Source organism: Cupriavidus taiwanensis (assembly GCF_900250115.1).
Taxonomy (GTDB): domain Bacteria; phylum Pseudomonadota; class Gammaproteobacteria; order Burkholderiales; family Burkholderiaceae; genus Cupriavidus; species Cupriavidus taiwanensis_B.
The window spans coordinates 1-18,517 of sequence record NZ_LT984803.1 but is presented as its reverse complement, the minus strand read 5'-3'; the positions used below and the strand labels follow the sequence as shown (position 1 = coordinate 18,517).

Below are 18,517 nucleotides of genomic sequence, written 5' to 3'. Positions count from 1 at the left end.
ACCGGTATACAGGTCGGCTCGCTGAAACGGCGTCAACAGAATTGCCGCCGCGTAAATGATTCCATCCAGTGCCAGGAGCGCGGCCACCAGATCGACACAGCGCAAAAGCAGCGGCTTGACGCTCATCGCAATCCCTCTGATGCCAGCCGCTGTGCCAGCGTTGCCCATCGCTGCTCGCTGTCGCCGACGACATGGGCATAGTAGAAATGACCCTCCCCTCGCCCCGCCACCATTTGCCTGGCCAGCAAGGGTGCGCAGGCTACGAGGTAAGCCCATGGCATGCCTGCATAGATGGGATCGCCAAAGCGTGTCAGATCGGCTATCACAACCTTTCGTATGCTCTTGTGCTGTTGGAGGTCAGTCAAGAAATCCTTGTCTATCGGTGAGCCTACCAGCACGAGGTGGTCTATGACATGGCCAGCGCGCGCATAGGACCACGCAGTCTGCGCCGCCAGCAGGGAACCGTAGCTATATCCGATCAGGTTGAATTGTGGCGCCTCCGCGGCCATGCCACTGGTGATCGTCCACTCGCCGTCATCACGGTAGCGGATGCTCATGCCGGAGCGAATCGCATCCAATATGGTTCCAGCTGGCTTCAGGGCTTCCGGAATGTCCGCAGTCGCTGAATTCGTCAAACCTGCAAAGCAGTACGCCATGCCTGCCTTGCGGAATGCTGCGAGTTGCGGCTGAACATAGGGGCCGTCAAGCCCTGCGCCGCCCCAATAAAGCGTACCACGGGGTCGGAGCAGATAGATCTTGACCGGATTCCTATCCTCAATCGGCGTCAGCTGAACATTTGCGGTCTTTACTGGTTGCATGTCTCAGGCGTCCTCTCCGAAGATTTCCAGTTTCGCGATGTCAGCGACATCGGCGGCGAACTGCCTGGTGAACCCAGCGCCATCTGTACGCCCTTCGAAATACCCAACGGGTCCCGTCACCCGATACTTCCGGTTGGTCAACGGCTCGCATGTCACCTCGTCCAGCAATTGAATTTGCTGGTCGTACTGAGGGCTGTTGCACTGAAAGAGAGGCCATGCGGTAACGGCTTCTGGCATCGGCATTGCGGCGCCTGCTCCCGTGTTGTTCACTTCAATCGCGAAGTCCGCTTGCGACGGCAGGACAACTGGTCTTCTTGCACATTTGCAGTAGACCCGCGCGCCGCTCACGAGAATCTGCTTTCCGCCGATATCAAAAGATGGATAGCAATCGTTCATCACGCGTCCGCCGCTCTTGCATGCCGGGCAAGTGGCATAGTCACCCTCGACGCCGACAACCGCTCCGTGATGTGACATGTTTGTTCCAGCGGCGATGAGCACACCGCCTGTACTCGTCTTGTCTCCGTTCCGCAAGGCATAACGAAAATCTGGCATGGCAGCTCTCCAGGGCGTTCAGGTTCAGGTCAATACAGCGATATAGGCGAAGCCTCTCAGCTATATCGGAACGTGAATTCGCTGGGCATGCGAATAGTCCACAAAATTCGTGGAATTTTCCGCAAGACGTTGCGCTTGATTCTCGGCCTGCGCGTTCAAGATGTTCGCCATGACTAACACGACACGCCACCTGTCAATGTATTGCGCCACTACTCGGGATAGCGGCGCAAACGGATCGCTACGAAAACGCCTGGCCATACCGGTGCGACCCGGTGTGAAGCGCCGCCCATGGGTTGCGTGCTGCGCTGCCTGGAAGGCCCGGCAGTCGGGGCCGACACCATGTGGGCCAACATGGTGCTCGCCTACGAGAACCTGCCCGCGCAGGTGAAGACGGAGATCGCCGGCCTACGTGGCGGCCACAGCATCGAGGCAAGCACGAGCAGATGTGCGCGGCCGACGTGGCCGGCACCTCGCTTGCCGAGCCGGCGAACTACCGCGCCTATCGCGAGATGACCATTCCCGCCGGGCCGGAATGGGTGGAAGAACACATCCGCCGCCTCAGCAGCAACGGCATCCAGACCCACTTCCAGCTCGCCACCATCGCCCAGCTGGAAACGGTGGAGCGCATGATGCGCAAGGGCACCTGCAATGTGCCGCTGATCCTGACCTGGGTGGCCATTGGCGGCGGCTTTGAAGCGCCCAACCTCTACAACCTGGCGAACTTCGTGCGTGCCTGCCCCAACGGCTCGGTGCTGACGCTGGAAACTTCCATGCTCAACGTGCTGCCGCTGAACATGATGGCGATCGCCATGGGCCTGCATGTGCGTTGCGGCATCGAGGACAACATCTGGACCCAGCGCCGCGACCGCAAGATGGGCACCCTGGAGCAGATCGAGCAGCTCGTGCGCATGTCGCGCGAGTTCGGCCGCGACGTGGCCAACGGGAAGGAAGCGCGCGAGATCTACAAGATCGGCAGGTTCTATGACAGCGCGGATGAAACGCTGGCGGAGAATGGGTTCGCGGCGAACCGCAAGCCGGGGCAGGTCGGGTTCACGCGGCACGCTGGCCGCCGATAGCCGGCCGTCGCCGCTCACAAGCTGTTGATAGTCGCCGGTCGCTGGCGACGCTATGCCGGGCACCGCCCGGCCCGCCCGCTGTGCCGCCCCCGAAACGTCGGAGATGTTTTAGCCGCCCTAAGGAGCTTGATGCGTTGAGTCCAATCGACGGACATTAAAGTCGCTAGTGGTATTGAAGCCCCCGGAACGTGCCCGCGCGCACCGAAAGAGTGAACAAAACGACATAGGGTGATTGTGTCAGCGCAAGTGAATGTGCTCGAAAACAGCGGATTCAATCCACGCAGAGAGACGCAATGACCGACAACGATGAAAAGAAACCCGCCCCGATGCCTTGGCGCTGGCGCATTGCACTCGCTCGCATCATTTGCACCTTGGTGCTGGGTCTCGTCGGCTTCCTGTGGGCCGGTTGGCTGATGGTCACCGGCCGAGGGTGGGAATCCATTCTCTGGTTGATCGCAACGTGGGCCTGTGCACGCCTTCTGGCCGGAAGCTTGTATGGCTACAAGGGATAAAGCGCCACCTGATCCGGTGCAATTGAAATGTGTTTGCATGAGTAGGTCTCAGCGATCAGCGGCTGGATCTTGAGGGACACCGAAGTATCAACTTGCAGCGCTACCTTGGTGCCAGAACCAGAACGGCGCGAGGCCAGTTGGCTCGCGCCGTTTTGCTTTCAGGCCCGCATTGCGCGGGCCTGTCCCTCGTCAGACAAGCGCCTGCAGGCGGTCGGCATTTTGGTCGATTTGCTGTTTGAGCGGCGAAAGCAGGGCGTGGAGGCCGATGCTATCGGGGGAATCGCCGGCCTGCAGGTCCAGCATGGTCAGGACGGATTGGAGGCCGGCGCTGACGCGCAGGAGGTCGTCGCTGGCTTCGAGGATGTGGTCCTCGAGGGTCGCGGCTTTGCTGGGTTGCAGTGGGGTGGCTTTGGCGCGTCGGCGGAACTGGGCGCGGTCGGCTTTGGCCAGGTTTTCGGCTAGTTGGGCTTGCTTTTGGGCGAGAGTGGGCTCTTGGGGAGCCGGGGTAGTGGGTTGCATTGCGAACCTCCTTGCATCGGTGAAAGAGGCCCGCCGTCCGCTGTCAATCGGGTGGGCGAGCACGAAGCAGGGTTGACAGGCCGGATGCAAGGACCGGCGAGCCCGAGGGCTCCCCCGCCGCGGCTCGCCCGTAAAGGCATGCATAGGCGAAAGACGAGAGGATACCGCCTCGTGGCTCGTCCGGCTTGCATGGATTCAGGCTGTCAAACCTGGTCAACCATTGCTGTGGTGACACTGCCAGTTTCCAATGCCCCCCGTACGGAACAATGCAGCGAACTCTCAAAGCATCATTCGGGCGGTCGTAAGCAAAGCCGAAGTCTTGGCCTTCCGATGCTTGCGAGGGCTTCCTGACGTGGAAGATAGGAGAGCCATTGGCGGCGTTGCAAGGGAATGAGCTCGGAACCCATGCCTGCCGGCTTTCACGCTCTCAAACCTAGGCTTCGCACCTCATCGGCCACGCCATCGTTCTCACTGTCAAGTCGCTTAGCGCCATTCGCTTCTATTAGTGCTCGCAATCCTGCGGTCACGAGAGCCTCGTATGTAGAATCCATAGTGGACTCCGGCGGAACAAAAACAATAAATCCGTCTCTACCACGCGTTAGCAACACTCGATAGCTGTTGATCCGCAGTTGGTGCGGATCTCTAGCCGACGAGCGACGTTGAGGTGGACTTGCCCAGGCCGCCCCCCTCCAAAGCAGGTCGCTTCCCCAGCCAACGATAGGAAAATCCAATTCCAGACCTTGGCAGGCGAATTCTGTCGCCACATCACGCAGTTGGCAGCACGAAAGGCGCGAATGTGGCGGGTCGTTATACCATTGCCCTTCTCGCAAATTCTTTGTGAAGTTGTAACCGTTCTGGATATCCCATTCTGGTAGATTTTTTGCCTTTGACGATGCAATCAGTCCATAACGCTTCTCTTGATTGCCTAGATAGCGCTGGGTGACATAATCCTTAGCAATCTGGAGGGAGCGCGTGACGTAGATGTCAAATCCGTCGCGAGTCACCCGTTGTGCCGCCCTGGCGGCTGCAGCTAAGTCGCCTTCAAGTAGATGTCGGACCCATAGTTGCACGTCATCTGCCAAATGTGAGCGCAATGTGTTGGTAAGGTCCAAATTGCCCGAGGTCTCGACGCGCCCCGCAGCCGCAAACAGATGGGACACCTTGCTTGGGCAGTGAACAATCCAAGGTTGACTCATGTTTGCAATGGCGTGGTTCCACTGGGTGAGGCCAGCTTCCTCCCCCAAATGGATCTCCTGCCCTTCACCAATCAGCCCAACCATGAACGCCCAGGAATTCATCCGCTCCCCAATGCGAAGAAAGTCCTCAGGCTCAGAAGTAGCGTGACCACGCTTTTCGTTCACTCGCTGCGCGTCCCAGGCGCGCTGCGCCTCGTCGTAGACCCAGATATGCTCCTCCGGCACACGTCCATTTTGACCTCCGTATTGTTTCAGAAAGCCATGTACGTCCTGCACGAATATCGTACTCTTCAGGGCATGCTGCAATACTTTGACCAGCGGACCATTGCCCGACAAGAACACCGCGCTGCGCTCAGCATCCGCGTCCTGAAAATGGTTCGCATACACAAACTGCAACCCAACTAAGGTCTTCCCTGCCCCCGGAACTCCGGTTACCAATGCGAGGTGCCGCTCGCCACGGGCTTGCGCTTGTTTTGCAATATCAACCAGGGTCGCAATTGTTTCCGGGATTCCTGCGCTTTGGGCCCGTCGAATTTGAGGCAAGGGTTCATGCTCAAAGATCCTCCGAGCCGCGCTCACAAGGGAGGGCAAAGGTGCGTAGTCGGCCTGGACCCAGGCGCGTGGTTCAATTGCTGGACCCAACATATCGGCGGAGCAAACTAGCACCGCTGACAACTGATCTGGCGCCACCACCGTGGCGTCATCGCGCTCATTGAGCAAATTCGTGGCCTTCGTAAGCACCAGTATTGGCTTGACCAAGTTGTGATGGGAGGCGGCGTGATAATGACGCAAATCGCGCGCGTAGGCCCGGACCTGATCGACATGAGTCTCGAAGACTTGGCCAAAATCTTTGAATTCGAGAACCAGAACTACGCTTCTCGTTAGGATGATCACATCCGGTCGCCGGCCACGCTCACGGGGCAATTCATACTCGAAAATGATCGACCATTCGCCAGCACTTGGCCGATGACAAAGCACCTGTTGCAATACGGCAGTCAATGCAACGTAGCTGTTTTTCCATGCCAACACTTGGCTCTCGTCGGCACTCGAATTCATGCATGCCAGATGGTGATCACAAAGATGCTGGAGCCATTCAGACGACGCCTTCGTATTTAGGAACGCATCAATCGTACCGAACCATCCGCACGATCCTATTTTCGTATTTTCCATGGGGGCTAAGAATTTTAGATTTTGGACAAACGCAATAGAGATCGAGGATCGATAGGTACCTTATTCGCGACGGATACCAATGGAGTCGTCTTCGGGCTCGAAACGACTAAGCCTACCCGCTGTCTCATGCTATTTTTGTGAGTGTCTCAGTCTTGCGCGGCAAGGGTCAATCTACATGATAGAGCAGTCGGCCATACAATCCGTCTTTTGGATGACCTGAGCATGATTGATCCTGTCGCCGCCGGTCATGTAATCTTATTACGTTTGGTTCACAGTCCTAACTCCTAAGCCCTATCCACGATGGGTAGGACAAAGATTACCCCGAGTGCAGCGCCGAGGCGATCCGCCTCAGAGAAGGAGGTAGCGATGGAAACAATCGCGATTCTAGACTTTGAGACAACCGGTTTATCCCCCACTAGTGGGGATAGAGCCACTGAAATCGCCGTGCTGCTTGTACGCAACGGCCAAATTGTCGATCGATTTCAAAGTCTTATGAATGCTGGGAAACATATCCCCGCTGACGTCGTTCGTCTGACTGGTATTACCAATGAGATGATTTCTTCGGCGCCACGAGCCTCAAAGGTGATGCGAGAGGCAGCCATGTTCGTTGGAAAGCACTCTGTGATAGCGCATAACGCGTCCTTCGATCGCCGATTCTGGAAGGCCGAGTTAGAGCATGTGGGATCAGCTACTGAACAGCGCTTTGCATGCACCATGCTTGCTGCAAGACGTATCTACCCGCATGCACCGAATCACAAGCTGCCAACACTTGCGGACATGCTGAAGCTGCCCAAGGGTGGTCGAGCGCACCGAGCGATGGCCGACGCGGAAATGGCTAACCATTTGTTAAGTCGGTTGCAGCGGGATATTGCCTGTGACTACAACTTGCGTCGAGTCAACTTCGACCTTATTGCTCAATTGCAAATCACGACCCGTGCGCAGGTGCCCGCGCTCTTGCAATCGCTAGCTGCACGTATTTGAGCAAGCTAGACATGCACATCAGGCGCCATACTGCTTGGGTCCAGCACTCCAACGACCACGCCGCTAAGGTATCGCTTACTTCCCTTCTAAGTGCTTCTTCGCTAGGACTTTGAGCATAGTTCCACCGGGCTTCAAACTAATAGATGCATGCCGATGGGCTAGTGCGATCGGCACCACCGCACTCTGATAGAGGTCGAATTGTAAGTGGTCAATCAGCTTGAAAGCCCGTGGGAGCCACTCGGCATACCGCTGTGGTTCAGCCTTCTTCTTTGCAAAACTCGCGCGATCCTTCTTGTCGGACAGGGGATAAGCCAAGCAGAAGTCAAAAATCTGCCCCGCTGCTGTCTTGAAGATGAAGTCCTGCCCGTAGTATGTCTCGTGCCCGAAATTCTCGGTGAGGGCTGGAATACCGTTGATGTATTTGTCGCGGTAGGCATCGGAGACCACGGAAAATGTCCCGGGCTTCAAGTATTGGGCAAGCGAACGCGCGTGCTCCATTACCTGCCCTTCCTTCTGTAGCCCCATGATCACCGGCGAGGCCAGTCCTTTCGCTCGGCATTTGTCGAACACATCGTTATAGAACCACTGCAGGCTCGCGTGAAACTTGGCTGGCTGGCCAAAGAGTGCCAGTGGTCCATCGAGCATGATGGCGCTATCCGCAAGCATCTCGAGGTTCTTGTCCGCCATGAACTTGACAAGAACAGCCACTTGCAGATGCTCGGCGGCGTTCATGAAGCGCGTGATTGCAGCGCTATTGTCGCCGTGATCCGAAATTTGCTCGTGTAGCCGCAGGGCGTCGGTCAAGAACACTTCGCCCTGGCAGCCCGGACAAGTCACCCTCTCTTCGCCCTTGGAGAAAATGAAGCAGTGTTCTGCGCCGCAACGCGGACACTTGCTGACCTTGACCTTGCCGCCCTCGAGGAATAGCAACATCTCGGCGATGTTCAAACCCGTGTCGATGCGGGTGCGATTGTCGGAAAATTGCTCGAAGACAGCCAGACGGAAACCGTCCTGTACGGTGGCGGTGCCCTTGTAGCAGAGGTTGGAGCCGGGCAGCGTGAAAGCAATGGTGTGTGCATCGTTGTGGATTGCGGCCACCGCGTGCGGATCCACAAAATTGCTGTGCTGTTGGTAGAGCCCGTCAAAGCGATGCATATCAAAGCCGATCAGGCTCGTCTTCACATAGCCGACCTGCGTGCTAGGGAACTGCTTGGAGATCGGGTCCGAGAATGGGCTTGAGTCAGAGGCCGCCACGAATCCCGGCGGGTTATCAGCCATGGCCGCTTCCAAGTAGGTGTCAGCGATTGCCTCACCCTCCTGCGGACCAGGTGCCTTTATGTAGGTGCACTGGCCAAGGAAGTCTGCGACATCCTTGTTCTTGATCAGGTCCGCGTGCCCGCGCTTACCGGCTTGCTGTCCATCGTAGGGCATTGCTGCCTCCTCACTTGCCCGTGCCGGACTGCATGTCCGCGAGCTTGCCAAGCTCGGCTTGCAGCAGAGCGGGGGTGAAACGGTCAATTTGTGTTGGTATCACAAATGGGGACGATAGCGTCTTGATACGTGCGAAACCGACGTCCTGTGAGACCTTGAGCGAAGCCGAGAAGTCGGCGAAGTCATAGAACTTGCCGAGCGCCTTGAGCTCGTCGTCGTTGTTGAGGTGGGTGACAAACCAGTTTTCGGTATTAGCCAGGATGTTGGGGTGAATTGACGACGGTTCCTGGGTCGCATACACAAAAGCAATGCGAGCCTTCGCACCCTCCTTGGCGATCCGCGGCCAGGTCGAGGTTAGTTCTTCCTTCTTGCCAATCAGGTTGTGCGCCTCCTCGACATAGATGACGATGTTCTGTGGCATCTTCCCAGAGTTATAGACGCGGAACGAGGTATCAAAGATCTGCTGCGCTATGCGGCGCGAGAGTACTGTGCGCACGTCGACCGGGCCTGCAGACAGATCCAGGATCACAATCTTGCCGTTCCAGAGATGGCCTACTACCTCCTTGACCACATCGCCCTGGCGCTTGGCCGAATGGTAGTCCTTGCAGGGCACCAAAGCTCTGAACCCGCGTATCGATGTGCCAGTGGCATTTGCGCGCGCAAGCACGTTCAAATAGGACTCCATCATCGGGTCCACCCACGGATTGCCTGAGGAATTGACAAAGCCCTTCGTCGGCTGATTTGCCTGCTTCTGCTGATCACGAAGCTGATAATTTAGCGCGCGAGCAGACTGGAACCACTCGGCGGCATCCTTCACAGGCAACGAATATATGCCCTTGCCAATAGCCGTCGGCTTGGGACCTCCGGCGGCTTCCACGGCTTGCACTACGGTGGAGTTTGCTGGGAACTTCACCACAAAGCCAGCAGGCGCCGGAAAGCCTGCGGATTGCAGGATCGCCTGGAAGACAGCCACCCGCTGCTCCCAGCGTTTGTGGTTGGACATGTCCGTCGGATCCGGCTCCTCGAGACCGCTATCGAGAAACTGTTGCAGGTCCGTTTGGTTGCGGAATGGGTCGTTGACCAGCAGCTTCGAGAGCAAGTTCAGCGCCTCAGCCGGCTGCTCGTAGAAGTTTGTGCGCAGGTCTTCGAAGCCCGGCGTGTCGATCGCGCGGTAACGCACGCAGTCGCTCTGGAAAACCTCAGCAATGGAGCTGCCGTCGTCCTGGTGGTTGGCATTGGAGTATTCGCCATTGAGGTCGAAGATGATCTGGCCAACCTTAATGCCGTCTCGCTTGGCGGCCATGGCAACCGACGCCACCGTCGTCTTCACCGTATTCGACTTACCCGTGCGGGTCATGCCTAGTACCGCTGTGCGTCGCGCCAAGAAATCCGATGGTTGGATCATGACCTTGACCTTGGGCTCTTGCGGGCCACGATGCAAACGGGCCGTGGATGTGTAGCGCACGGTGCCGATGGTGATCGCCGTCGGGGTGTTCTTGAAGCCAGCGGCCTTGGCATCGGCCTCCATCGCCGCAATCTTCTCGGGATTGATGTGGTTCACGATCTGCTGGAGAGCCTCGGCGCGAGGCTTGTAGACGCGAAGGCGTGTGGAGGCGAAGTAGTTCTCCAGGTCGCTTCCGAGCTTCAACTGGCCATCTTCGAGGTAGAAAGTACCTAGGATGCGGCACTCGAGTCCGGCGAACTGTAGCTCGCTTTGCGTTAGTGCGTCGTAGCCGTCGGACTGGTCGGTTGGGAATTTGTCTTTGTCCTCGCGGCGCTGGTTGTGCTCAATGCGAGTGCGGATCATCTCGCCGTCCGATGGCAGGGCTGCGGGGCCCAGCACACGGAGCAAGACTACTTCGCGGTCGAATTCGCTCTTGGTAGACGCGGGATCGGCCGGGTTAAAGGCAGTAGCCACTAGGAAGCTGTTGTGGGGAATGCCGCCTACGCTCTCCTTCCAGCGGTCGTTGGTCAGCACTAGCGCGTCGGTAAAGCCTATCGAGTAGACATAGCCAACGTGATTGGTTGCGTAATCGCCCAAGAGCTGTAGCAATCCAGTGGGCAACACTTTGTTGATGAATCCGTTGGCCATACAACTCTCCTCCCGAGTTCGTTTGACTTATTGGGGCGTCGCCGCAGATTCGGACGCCGACAGAGAAATGGGGAACCTCAATGCGTTATCGCTACTCGCGCGCGCGCGCCCGGCCTTCTTTACCGTCATGCCCACATGCTCGGCATCGCGTTTGGCGGCCGCGGGAAGCCTCGCCATGTTTGTGTAGACCAGTTCGCGACCGATGAAGGAGCAGCCTCCGAGAGGGTGGGTCGAATACGAGTTGTCGATCACGCGTGCTTTTGTAGTGACCTCCGCGTAGAGATCACGCACCTCCTGAGCATCGTCATAGGACAGAAGCCACGGCTGTGGACAATCCTGCAAGAAGTCACGCAATTGTTCATGCTCAGTCTCGTCGAATATGTGCCCATAGAGCTGTTCGGCTTTATGGAAGTAGGGTGGGTCCAGGTAGAAGATCGCGCGCTGGTCCTCGACGAAACGCATGCAGAAGTGACTCCAGGCTTCATTGCACACTGTGACATGGGCACGCAGCTTGCAAAGTTCGAGAATGCGGGCCGCCAGCCTTTCGCGGTTGAACCGCACGTCTATCTTGATGTTCCGTTGCCCCCACCCTCCGAGGGGTCCCGATTTGTGAAGGATCCCGTTGAACGAGGTGCGATTCAGAAACAAACACTTGAGTGCAGCCTCGCGAATGCTCGAGGGGGTTAAGGCTTTCTGCCGCTTCCATTCCTCAATCGTCAGAGGCACAGTCTGGACCTGAGCCGCAAGCCAATTCGCCCCGGCCTTGGAAAACACTGTCGACCACAGCGCACCAATCAACGAGTCGACATCATTAATAGCCACATCCTCGACCACTTCGTTTTCGAGAAGTGCAATCGAGACGCTGGCCCCCCCGCAAAACGGCTCGACAAATAGCCGCGGCTTCGGCGTGTTCAACACGAGGGTTTTCGCGATGAAATTGCTAAATCGAGCCTTGCTCCCGGGATATCTTAGTATGCTTCTTGTATTCGTTGACAAAATCCGTGCTCCCTCTTTGCTCTTATTCCTTTAGGACTAAAGTGCCAGCCCCGATGCGCTTCCCCTACCGACTGTATGGCGAAGTTATTGCACGTCGTACTTTTTCCGCCGCCAGAAGGAGAGCACGAGCAGTTAGAGTCCCATGTAGCTTACCCATAAATGGCCGGCGAATCCATTCCCCTAGACGGAGGGCAGGGATGTACGGTCGGGGTTCGGTCGTTTTCATTCCATCGGCGGTCGTTCTTCTACCGTTCATCGCGAGGTGTCGCGCCACGTTTGCTGAGCAAATGCCAGACCGATTAAAATGCAAAAAACCCGGCCGAACGGCCGGGTTCCTGCATGTTTCAAATCAACGCCGCTCAAGGCAGCCGAGTAACTGTGTTAGGGCTTTGGTATATTCGGGCACAGAGCCGCACTAAAGTGGCAGCACAAATCAAACATCAATATTCCGCGCCACCAACGCATTAGATTCGATGAAGTTCCGCCGCGGCTCCACCTCATCCCCCATAAGGGTGGTAAAGATTTGGTCAGCCGCAATAGCATCCTCAATCTGCACCTTCAGCAGTCGGCGTTGCGTAACATCGAGGGTCGTTTCAAACAACTGCTCCGGATTCATCTCCCCCAGCCCCTTATACCGCTGACGCGAGACGCCGCGCTCAGCCTCGGCAAGCAGCCACTGCATCGCCCCATGGAAATCATTGACAGTCTGATCCCTCAGCTTGTCCCCTTCCCCGCGCTGCACCTTGGTCCCCTCAGGCGTCAGCCCCTGGAACGTCTTGGCTGCATTGGACAACGCCGCATAATCCGCCCCGTGGACAAAATCCGCATCCAGATGCGACAGCCGCACGTTGCCATGATGACGACGCGCAATCATCAGCCGATGCTTGTCAGTCTTCTCATCAAACTGCGCATACACATCAGCCGTGCCATCGTCGTTGACCGCGGCGCCAATCAACGTCTTGGCATGCATCTCCGCCAGCTTGGCCTTCAGCGCCACCGCTGAAGCCTCAGCCGCCGCGGCACTATCCAGATCCAGCGTCACGCCGTCCGCAATAGCTCGCAGCGCGTCCATATCCACAATACGCGACAGACGACCAATCACGCCTTCAGTCAGCTGATACTGCCGCGCCAGCTCGGTCAGCGCATCCCCGCTGATCTCCGACCCATCCGGCCGCACCAGCGAAGCCTTCTCCATCGCAAGCTTCAACAGGTAAGCATTGAGCTCGACATCATCCTTGATATACCGCTCTTCCTTGCCATGCTTGATCTTGTACAGCGGCGGCTGCGCGATATACACATAGCCGCGCTCGATGATGTCAGGCATCTGCCGGTAGAAGAACGTCAGCAGCAGCGTGCGGATGTGGGAGCCGTCCACGTCCGCGTCGGTCATGATGATGATGCGGTGGTAGCGCAGCTTTTCCAGGTTGTAGTCGTCCTTGCCGATGCCGGTGCCCAGCGCGGTGATCAGCGTCAGCACTTCCTGGCTGGAGAGCATCTTGTCGAAGCGGGCGCGCTCTACGTTCAGGATCTTGCCCTTGAGCGGCAGGATGGCCTGGAACTTACGGTCGCGGCCCTGCTTGGCGGAGCCGCCTGCGGAGTCACCCTCCACCAGGAAGAGTTCGGACTGGGCCGGGTCTTTTTCCTGGCAGTCGGCGAGCTTGCCGGGCAGGCCCATGCCGTCCATCACACCCTTGCGGCGGGTCATTTCGCGGGCCTTGCGGGCGGCTTCGCGCGCGCGGGCGGCGTCTACGATCTTGCCGCAGATGGTCTTGGCGTCGTTGGGCGTTTCCAGCAGGAAGTCGGTCAGCGCCTTGCTGACGAGTTCTTCCACGGGCAGGCGCACTTCGGACGAGACCAGCTTGTCCTTGGTCTGCGAGCTGAACTTGGGCTCGGGTACCTTGACGGAGAGCACGCAGGCCAGGCCTTCGCGCATGTCGTCGCCGGTGGTTTCCACCTTGGCTTTCTTGGCGACTTCGTTCTCTTCGATGTACTTGTTGATGACGCGCGTCATCGCGGCGCGCAGGCCGGTCAGGTGGGTGCCGCCATCCCGCTGCGGGATGTTGTTGGTGAAGCAGAGCACCTGCTCGTTGTAGCCGTCGTTCCACTGCATGGCCACTTCCACGCCGATGCCGTCTTTTTCGGTGTTTGCGTAGAAGATGTTGGGGTGCAGGACGGTCTTGGCGCGGTTGATGTACTCGACAAAACCCTTCACGCCACCGGAGAAGGCAAAGTCTTCTTCCTTGCCGGTGCGCTGGTCGACCAGCTTGATATGGACGCCGTTGTTCAGGAACGAGAGCTCGCGAATGCGCTTGGAGAGGATCTCGTAGTGGAACTCGACGTTGGTGAAGATTTCTTCGTCGGCCAGGAAGTGGACTTCGGTGCCGCGCTTGTCGGTGGCGCCGATGACCTTCATCGGGGAGACTTCAACGGGCTGGCCGTCGGGGCCGGGCACGGTCTCGATGATGCGGTTCTGCACATCGCCCTTGGCGAACTCGATCAGGTGGACCTGGCCGTCGCGGCGCACGGTCAGGCGCAGCCACTTGGAGAGTGCGTTCACGCAGGACACGCCCACGCCGTGCAGGCCGCCGGAGACCTTGTAGCTGTTCTGGTTGAACTTGCCGCCGGCGTGCAGCTCGGTCATGGCGATTTCGGCCGCGCTGCGCTTGGGTTCGTGCTTGTCGTCGAACTTGACCAGGGGCGGGATGCCGCGGCCGTTGTCGACGATGGAGATCGAGTTGTCGCTGTGGATGGTGACCTGGATCTCGGTGCAGTAGCCGGCCAGCGCTTCGTCGATGGAGTTGTCCAGCACCTCGAAGACAAGGTGGTGCAGGCCGGTGCCGTCGGAGGTGTCGCCGATATACATGCCCGGGCGCTTGCGTACCGCCTCCAGGCCTTCCAGGATCTGGATCGAGGAGGCTCCGTAGGTGTTTTCCTGTTGCGGTTTCTGCTGTTCGGTCATGTCTTTCCTACTTGCGGCAAAGCGTCGTGGCCGGGCGGGGTTCGGGCCGGGCCGGCATGCAGGGCATGCTGGCGGGGCGCGAAGGGGCCGCGTGGCGGGTTACTAAAAACGGCAAAAGGGGCGCGGATCGTTCCGATCCTGCCCCCGCTGCGGGATGGTCATCCCATGGACGTTCCGGCCGGGGCCGGGTGTCAAAGCGTGCCGTTTGCTGCTCCGGTATCTCGTGGTCTGCGTGTCCTGTTACCGGATCATCAGATGCGCATCGGCATGACGACGTACTTGAAGTTGTCGTCTTCCGGCACGGTAATCAGCGCACTCGAATTCGAGTCGCCGAGGCTGACCTGCACTTGCTCGGTCTTGAGGTTGGCAAGAACGTCGAGCAGGTAGGTCACGTTGAAGCCGATGTCGAGCGCGTCGCCCGAGTAATCGAGTTCCAGCTCTTCCTGCGCCTCTTCCTGGTCGGCGTTGGTGGAGCTGATCTTGAGCATGTGCGTGTCGAGGATGCAGCGCACGCCCTTGAATTTGTCGGTGGTCAGGATCGCGGTGCGTTGCAGCGCCTGCTGCAGGCGCACGCGGTCGATCGCGAAGGCGTTCTTGTAGCCCTTGGGGATCACGCGCTGGAAGTCAGGGAACTTGCCTTCGACCAGCTTGGAAATCAGTTCGATATTGGCGAACGTGAACTTGACCTGGTTGGCGGCCAGCTGCACCGTCACCGGATCGTCGTTGTCTTCCAGCAGGCGCTGCAGTTCCAGGATGGTCTTGCGCGGGATGATGACTTCCTGGCGCGAGCCAACACCAGCGGCTTCCTGTTCCAGTTCCACGCCGCAGTAAGCCAGGCGGTGGCCGTCGGTGGCGACTGCCATGACCTTCTTGCCTTCCACCACCAGCAGCATGCCGTTCAGGTAGTAGCGGATGTCCTGCTGCGCCATGGCGAAGTGAACCATCGCCAGCAGGTGCTTGAAGGTCTTCTGCGGCAGCGTGACGCTGGCGTTGAATTCACTGGCTTCGGCAACGGTCGGGAATTCTTCGGCGGCGAGCGTCTGCAGGGCAAAACGGCTCTTGCCGGATTGCACGGTCATGCGCTTGTCGTTGAGCGACAGGGCCACGTCGCCGTCAGGCATGGCACGCAGGATGTCGAGCAGCTTGCGCGCGGCCACGGTGGTGGCGACGCTGTCGTTGCCGACGCCGCATTCCGCATGCGTGGTGATCTGGATTTCGATGTCGGTCGACAGGAAGGACACGTTCGACCCGGACTTGCGAATCAGCAGGTTGGCCAGGATCGGGAGGGTGTGGCGGCGCTCCACGATGCCGCTCACGATTTGCAGCGGACGCAGCAGGTTGTCTCGCGAGGTTTTGACCAATTGCATTGAATTTATCCTTCGTCGTTTGTAGTCGGCGACCGCAGAACGCAAACAACTCCAAATTCACTTAGGAATCAAGGAGTTAATGTGCCATTGTACCAAGGATAAGCCGCTGCGGTGAAGCGGGGCGGGACCGGCTGGCGGGCCAGCTGTGCACAAAAAGCCACGCTGGCACTGAACGCGCCTGCCATCCCGGCCCGACTCACCGCAAAGCCTTATCGGTGGCCACTTTCCGGACTTTTGCTCCGGCGATGCTGACGTTGATTCCCCAGGCGCCACGGGTTGTTCGTGGCGCGCACCCTACAGTATGCCAGCCTCGGGGGCCGGCCCTTCAAAATGCGCCTTTCCCGGTCTACGGCCGGGAAGGCCATCCATCAACCCTTGAGCGTCTGCTCCAGCACGTGCAGCTCGTGGTTTAGCTGCGCATCCTTGCTTCGTTCGTCGGCGATCTTGCGCACGGCGTGCAGCACGGTGGTGTGGTCGCGGCCGCCGAAGAGTTCGCCGATCTCGGGCAGGCTCTTCTGCGTCAGCTCCTTGGCCAGGTACATCGCGATCTGGCGCGGACGGGCAATATTGGCAGGCCGCTTTTTCGAGTACATGTCAGCGACCTTGATGTTGTAGAAATCCGCGCAGGTCTTCTGGATGTTCTCCACCGAGATCTGCCGGTTCTGCACCGTCAGCAGGTCCTTCAGCGCTTCGCGCGTCACCTCGATGGTGATGTCCTTGCCGTGGAAATTGCTGAACGCCAGGATCTTGCGCAGCGCGCCTTCCAGCTCGCGCACGTTGGAGCGCAGGTGCTTGGCGACGAAGAAGGCGACTTCTTCCGGAACGTTCACGTTCTCGGCGGCGGCCTTCTTCATCAGGATCGCCACGCGCATTTCCAGCTCGGGCGGCTCGATCGCCACGGTCAGGCCGGAGTCGAAGCGCGAGATCAGGCGGTCGTCGATGCCGGTGATTTCCTTGGGGTAGGTATCGCTGGTGATGATCACCTGCGCCCGGTTGGCGATCAGGGCCTCGAAGGCGTAGAAGAACTCTTCCTGCGTGCGGTTCTTGCCGGAGAAGAACTGGATATCGTCGATCAGCAGCAGGTCGAGCGAGTGGTAGTAGCGCTTGAATTCGTCGAACGCCTTGCGCTGGTATGCCTTCACCACGTCGGACACGTACTGCTCGGCGTGGATGTAGCGGATGCGCGCGCGCGGGTTTTCCATCAGCATGTGGTTGCCGATGGAGTGGATCAGGTGGGTCTTGCCCAGGCCCACGCCGCCATAGAGATACAGGGGGTTGTACGACTTGCCCGGGTTGTTGGCGACCTGGATGGCGGCGGCGCGGGCGAGCTGGTTGGCTTTACCGGTGACGAAGTTGTCGAACGTCAGGATCGGGTTCAGGCGCGAGCGCTCGTGGACCGTGTCGCTGGGCTGGTGGCCAGGCATGCCTTGCGCGCCGCCGCCCATCGCTGCATGCGCGTGCTGCGGGTGCTGGGCCTGCTGCGGCGCGCGGTAGGAGCGGGCGCTGGCTTCGGCGGGGTCCATCTGGACCACGTCGATCTCGCCCATGTCGGCGTTGTGCTGCAGGTGGTGCTGGCCAGGGTGCTGGCCGCCCATGCCGGGAGCCTGGGCGCGCGCGCCGGCCGGGACCGGGGCTGCGGACGGCATGCCGGCCGGATTGCCGTATGGCGGCTGACCCATGCCGTACGCGGGTGCGGTGGGGTACTCGCCATAGCCGGGCTGCCCGGGCATGGCAAACGAAGGCTGGCCGCCCAACGGCTGGGCACCGGGCTGGGCGCCGGGATAGCCGGCCATGGCCGTACCCGGTGCTGCGTGGCCGTCCATGCCGCCCATGCCCGGTCCTGGACCCATGCCGGGCTGGGCCGGCTGCATATAGGCGGCGGCACGGCCCGACGCGGCCGGATCGAGCACGAACTGGACGCTGACCTGCGCTTCCCAGTATTCGCAGGCCAGTGCGGTGATGCGCCCGGAGAACTGGCTCTTGACCCAGTCGAGCTTGAAACGGTTGGGCGCGGCAATCCGCAGCGCGTGCGTTTCTTCATCGAACGCAACGGGCGCCAGCGGCTTGATCCACGTTTTGAACTGTTGCGGCGTCAGCTCGCGCTCGAGTTGCGCGGCTGCCGCCTGCCAGAAATCTTGCATTGTTTGTTGTTGGGTGATCGCACCCGGTGCCGCCTTGCCAGCGGCACCGGGTGCGCCACGGGCGGCGTATGCGCCGCGCGATCCGGGCCGCCCTCGACCGTATTGGGAATAGATTCCCATCGGCAAGGGCACCGCTGCATGCCATGCCGCCGCCAGCGAGCCTTCCGGCTCGCCGCACTGGCGTGCGTAAAGTCATGCGTTGTCGCGGTGGGGGCCCGGGTTGCGCCTGCGCCACGCAGCCCGTGTTGTGTTTGGACCCGGATTGTACTCCCGCCCCTGAGTTATCCACAAAGGATAAGTCTGTGGACAACTTGTGCAAATGCAGTGGATTTGTGTGCACAACCCCCGCTGCCATGCGGGTTTCCGGGGTGTGGAAACGATCAAAAATTCAGGCAAAACAGGGACTTCGCCTGTGGATGAGCGCGCTGGAGGTGGCGCTCGGGGCGCTTTCAGTTACCCACCGGCTGTTGTGGACAATGGGGCACCGGGGGCGCCATGGCGGTGTGGCAATTGTGCCGTCGCACACAGAGTTCCGCCTTGACAGGGCGGCGGAAAATCGTTTAAATGGCGGGTTCTGCGATGCGGCAGGGGATCACGTATGCGCATCGCCGGTCTGGCCTGTTCGTGCCGTCCGCGCTAACAGGTTTCACTACCTGCACACGCGTCAGTACGGCCGGCAGCTAAGACAGAACCAGAATCGTCGGACC

At 59.3% G+C, this 18,517-nt stretch carries 13 protein-coding genes and 2 pseudogenes; 5 read left to right on the top strand and 10 right to left on the bottom strand.

The window, feature by feature from the left end; all coding sequences use genetic code 11:
- Positions 1-122: 122 nt before the first annotated feature.
- Positions 123-818 carry a thioesterase domain-containing protein gene (locus tag CBM2586_RS00070; protein WP_115686561.1) on the bottom strand — a complete coding sequence of 232 codons (696 nt, stop codon included), beginning with the start codon at positions 816-818 and terminating at the stop codon, positions 123-125.
- Between the two features lie 3 nt (positions 819-821).
- Entirely contained in the window at positions 822-1,370 is a 549-nt protein-coding gene (locus CBM2586_RS00065) for a PAAR domain-containing protein (RefSeq protein ID WP_115686560.1), read from the bottom strand.
- 233 nt (positions 1,371-1,603) lie between these two features.
- Between CBM2586_RS00065 and CBM2586_RS31940 the strand changes: the two are divergent.
- The 3 genes and pseudogenes from CBM2586_RS31940 to CBM2586_RS00050 form a co-directional block, all read left to right on the top strand.
- Positions 1,604-1,805: pseudogene (locus tag CBM2586_RS31940) on the top strand (TauD/TfdA dioxygenase family protein); the annotation flags it as partial.
- 2 nt (positions 1,806-1,807) lie between these two features.
- A pseudogene (locus CBM2586_RS00055) lies at positions 1,808-2,446 on the top strand (3-keto-5-aminohexanoate cleavage protein); the annotation flags it as partial.
- A 293-nt stretch (positions 2,447-2,739) separates the two neighbouring features.
- Positions 2,740-2,958 carry a hypothetical protein gene (locus CBM2586_RS00050; protein WP_115686559.1) on the top strand — a complete coding sequence of 73 codons (219 nt, stop codon included), beginning with the start codon at positions 2,740-2,742 and terminating at the stop codon, positions 2,956-2,958.
- A 189-nt stretch (positions 2,959-3,147) separates the two neighbouring features.
- Here the strand turns inward: CBM2586_RS00050 and CBM2586_RS00045 are convergent, their stop codons facing one another.
- Entirely contained in the window at positions 3,148-3,477 is a 330-nt protein-coding gene (locus tag CBM2586_RS00045; RefSeq protein ID WP_115686558.1) for a DUF1484 family protein, read from the bottom strand.
- Between the two features lie 419 nt (positions 3,478-3,896).
- Complete coding sequence (locus CBM2586_RS00040; protein ID WP_115686557.1) at positions 3,897-5,843, bottom strand: DNA/RNA helicase domain-containing protein; 1,947 nt, start codon at positions 5,841-5,843, stop codon at positions 3,897-3,899.
- 366 nt (positions 5,844-6,209) lie between these two features.
- Between CBM2586_RS00040 and CBM2586_RS00035 the strand changes: the two genes are divergently transcribed.
- Positions 6,210-6,824, top strand: a complete 615-nt coding sequence (locus tag CBM2586_RS00035; protein ID WP_115686556.1) for a 3'-5' exonuclease — start codon at positions 6,210-6,212, stop codon at positions 6,822-6,824.
- Between the two features lie 75 nt (positions 6,825-6,899).
- On the opposite strand, the gene CBM2586_RS00030 is transcribed toward CBM2586_RS00035, so the two are convergent.
- The 6 genes from CBM2586_RS00030 to dnaA all read right to left on the bottom strand — a co-directional run bounded on the left by CBM2586_RS00030 (position 6,900) and on the right by dnaA (position 17,810).
- Complete coding sequence (locus CBM2586_RS00030; RefSeq protein WP_115686555.1) at positions 6,900-8,255, bottom strand: hypothetical protein; 1,356 nt, start codon at positions 8,253-8,255, stop codon at positions 6,900-6,902.
- Between the two features lie 10 nt (positions 8,256-8,265).
- The gene (locus CBM2586_RS00025) at positions 8,266-10,347 is read right to left on the bottom strand and encodes an ATP-binding protein (protein WP_115686554.1); all 2,082 of its coding nucleotides are present in this window, start codon (positions 10,345-10,347) and stop codon (positions 8,266-8,268) included.
- A 27-nt stretch (positions 10,348-10,374) separates the two neighbouring features.
- Positions 10,375-11,343, bottom strand: a complete 969-nt coding sequence (locus CBM2586_RS00020; RefSeq protein ID WP_172587043.1) for a DNA adenine methylase — start codon at positions 11,341-11,343, stop codon at positions 10,375-10,377.
- A gap of 433 nt (positions 11,344-11,776) precedes the next feature.
- Complete coding sequence (gene gyrB, locus CBM2586_RS00015; RefSeq protein WP_115686552.1) at positions 11,777-14,302, bottom strand: DNA topoisomerase (ATP-hydrolyzing) subunit B; 2,526 nt, start codon at positions 14,300-14,302, stop codon at positions 11,777-11,779.
- 251 nt (positions 14,303-14,553) lie between these two features.
- Entirely contained in the window at positions 14,554-15,669 is a 1,116-nt protein-coding gene (dnaN, locus tag CBM2586_RS00010) for a DNA polymerase III subunit beta (protein WP_115686551.1), read from the bottom strand.
- A gap of 368 nt (positions 15,670-16,037) precedes the next feature.
- Positions 16,038-17,810, bottom strand: a complete 1,773-nt coding sequence (gene dnaA, locus CBM2586_RS00005) for a chromosomal replication initiator protein DnaA (RefSeq protein WP_115686550.1) — start codon at positions 17,808-17,810, stop codon at positions 16,038-16,040.
- 332 nt (positions 17,811-18,142) lie between these two features.
- Between dnaA and CBM2586_RS31935 the strand changes: the two genes are divergently transcribed.
- A partial coding sequence (locus tag CBM2586_RS31935; protein WP_240991460.1) for a hypothetical protein occupies positions 18,143-18,517 on the top strand: 375 nt, incomplete at its 3' end.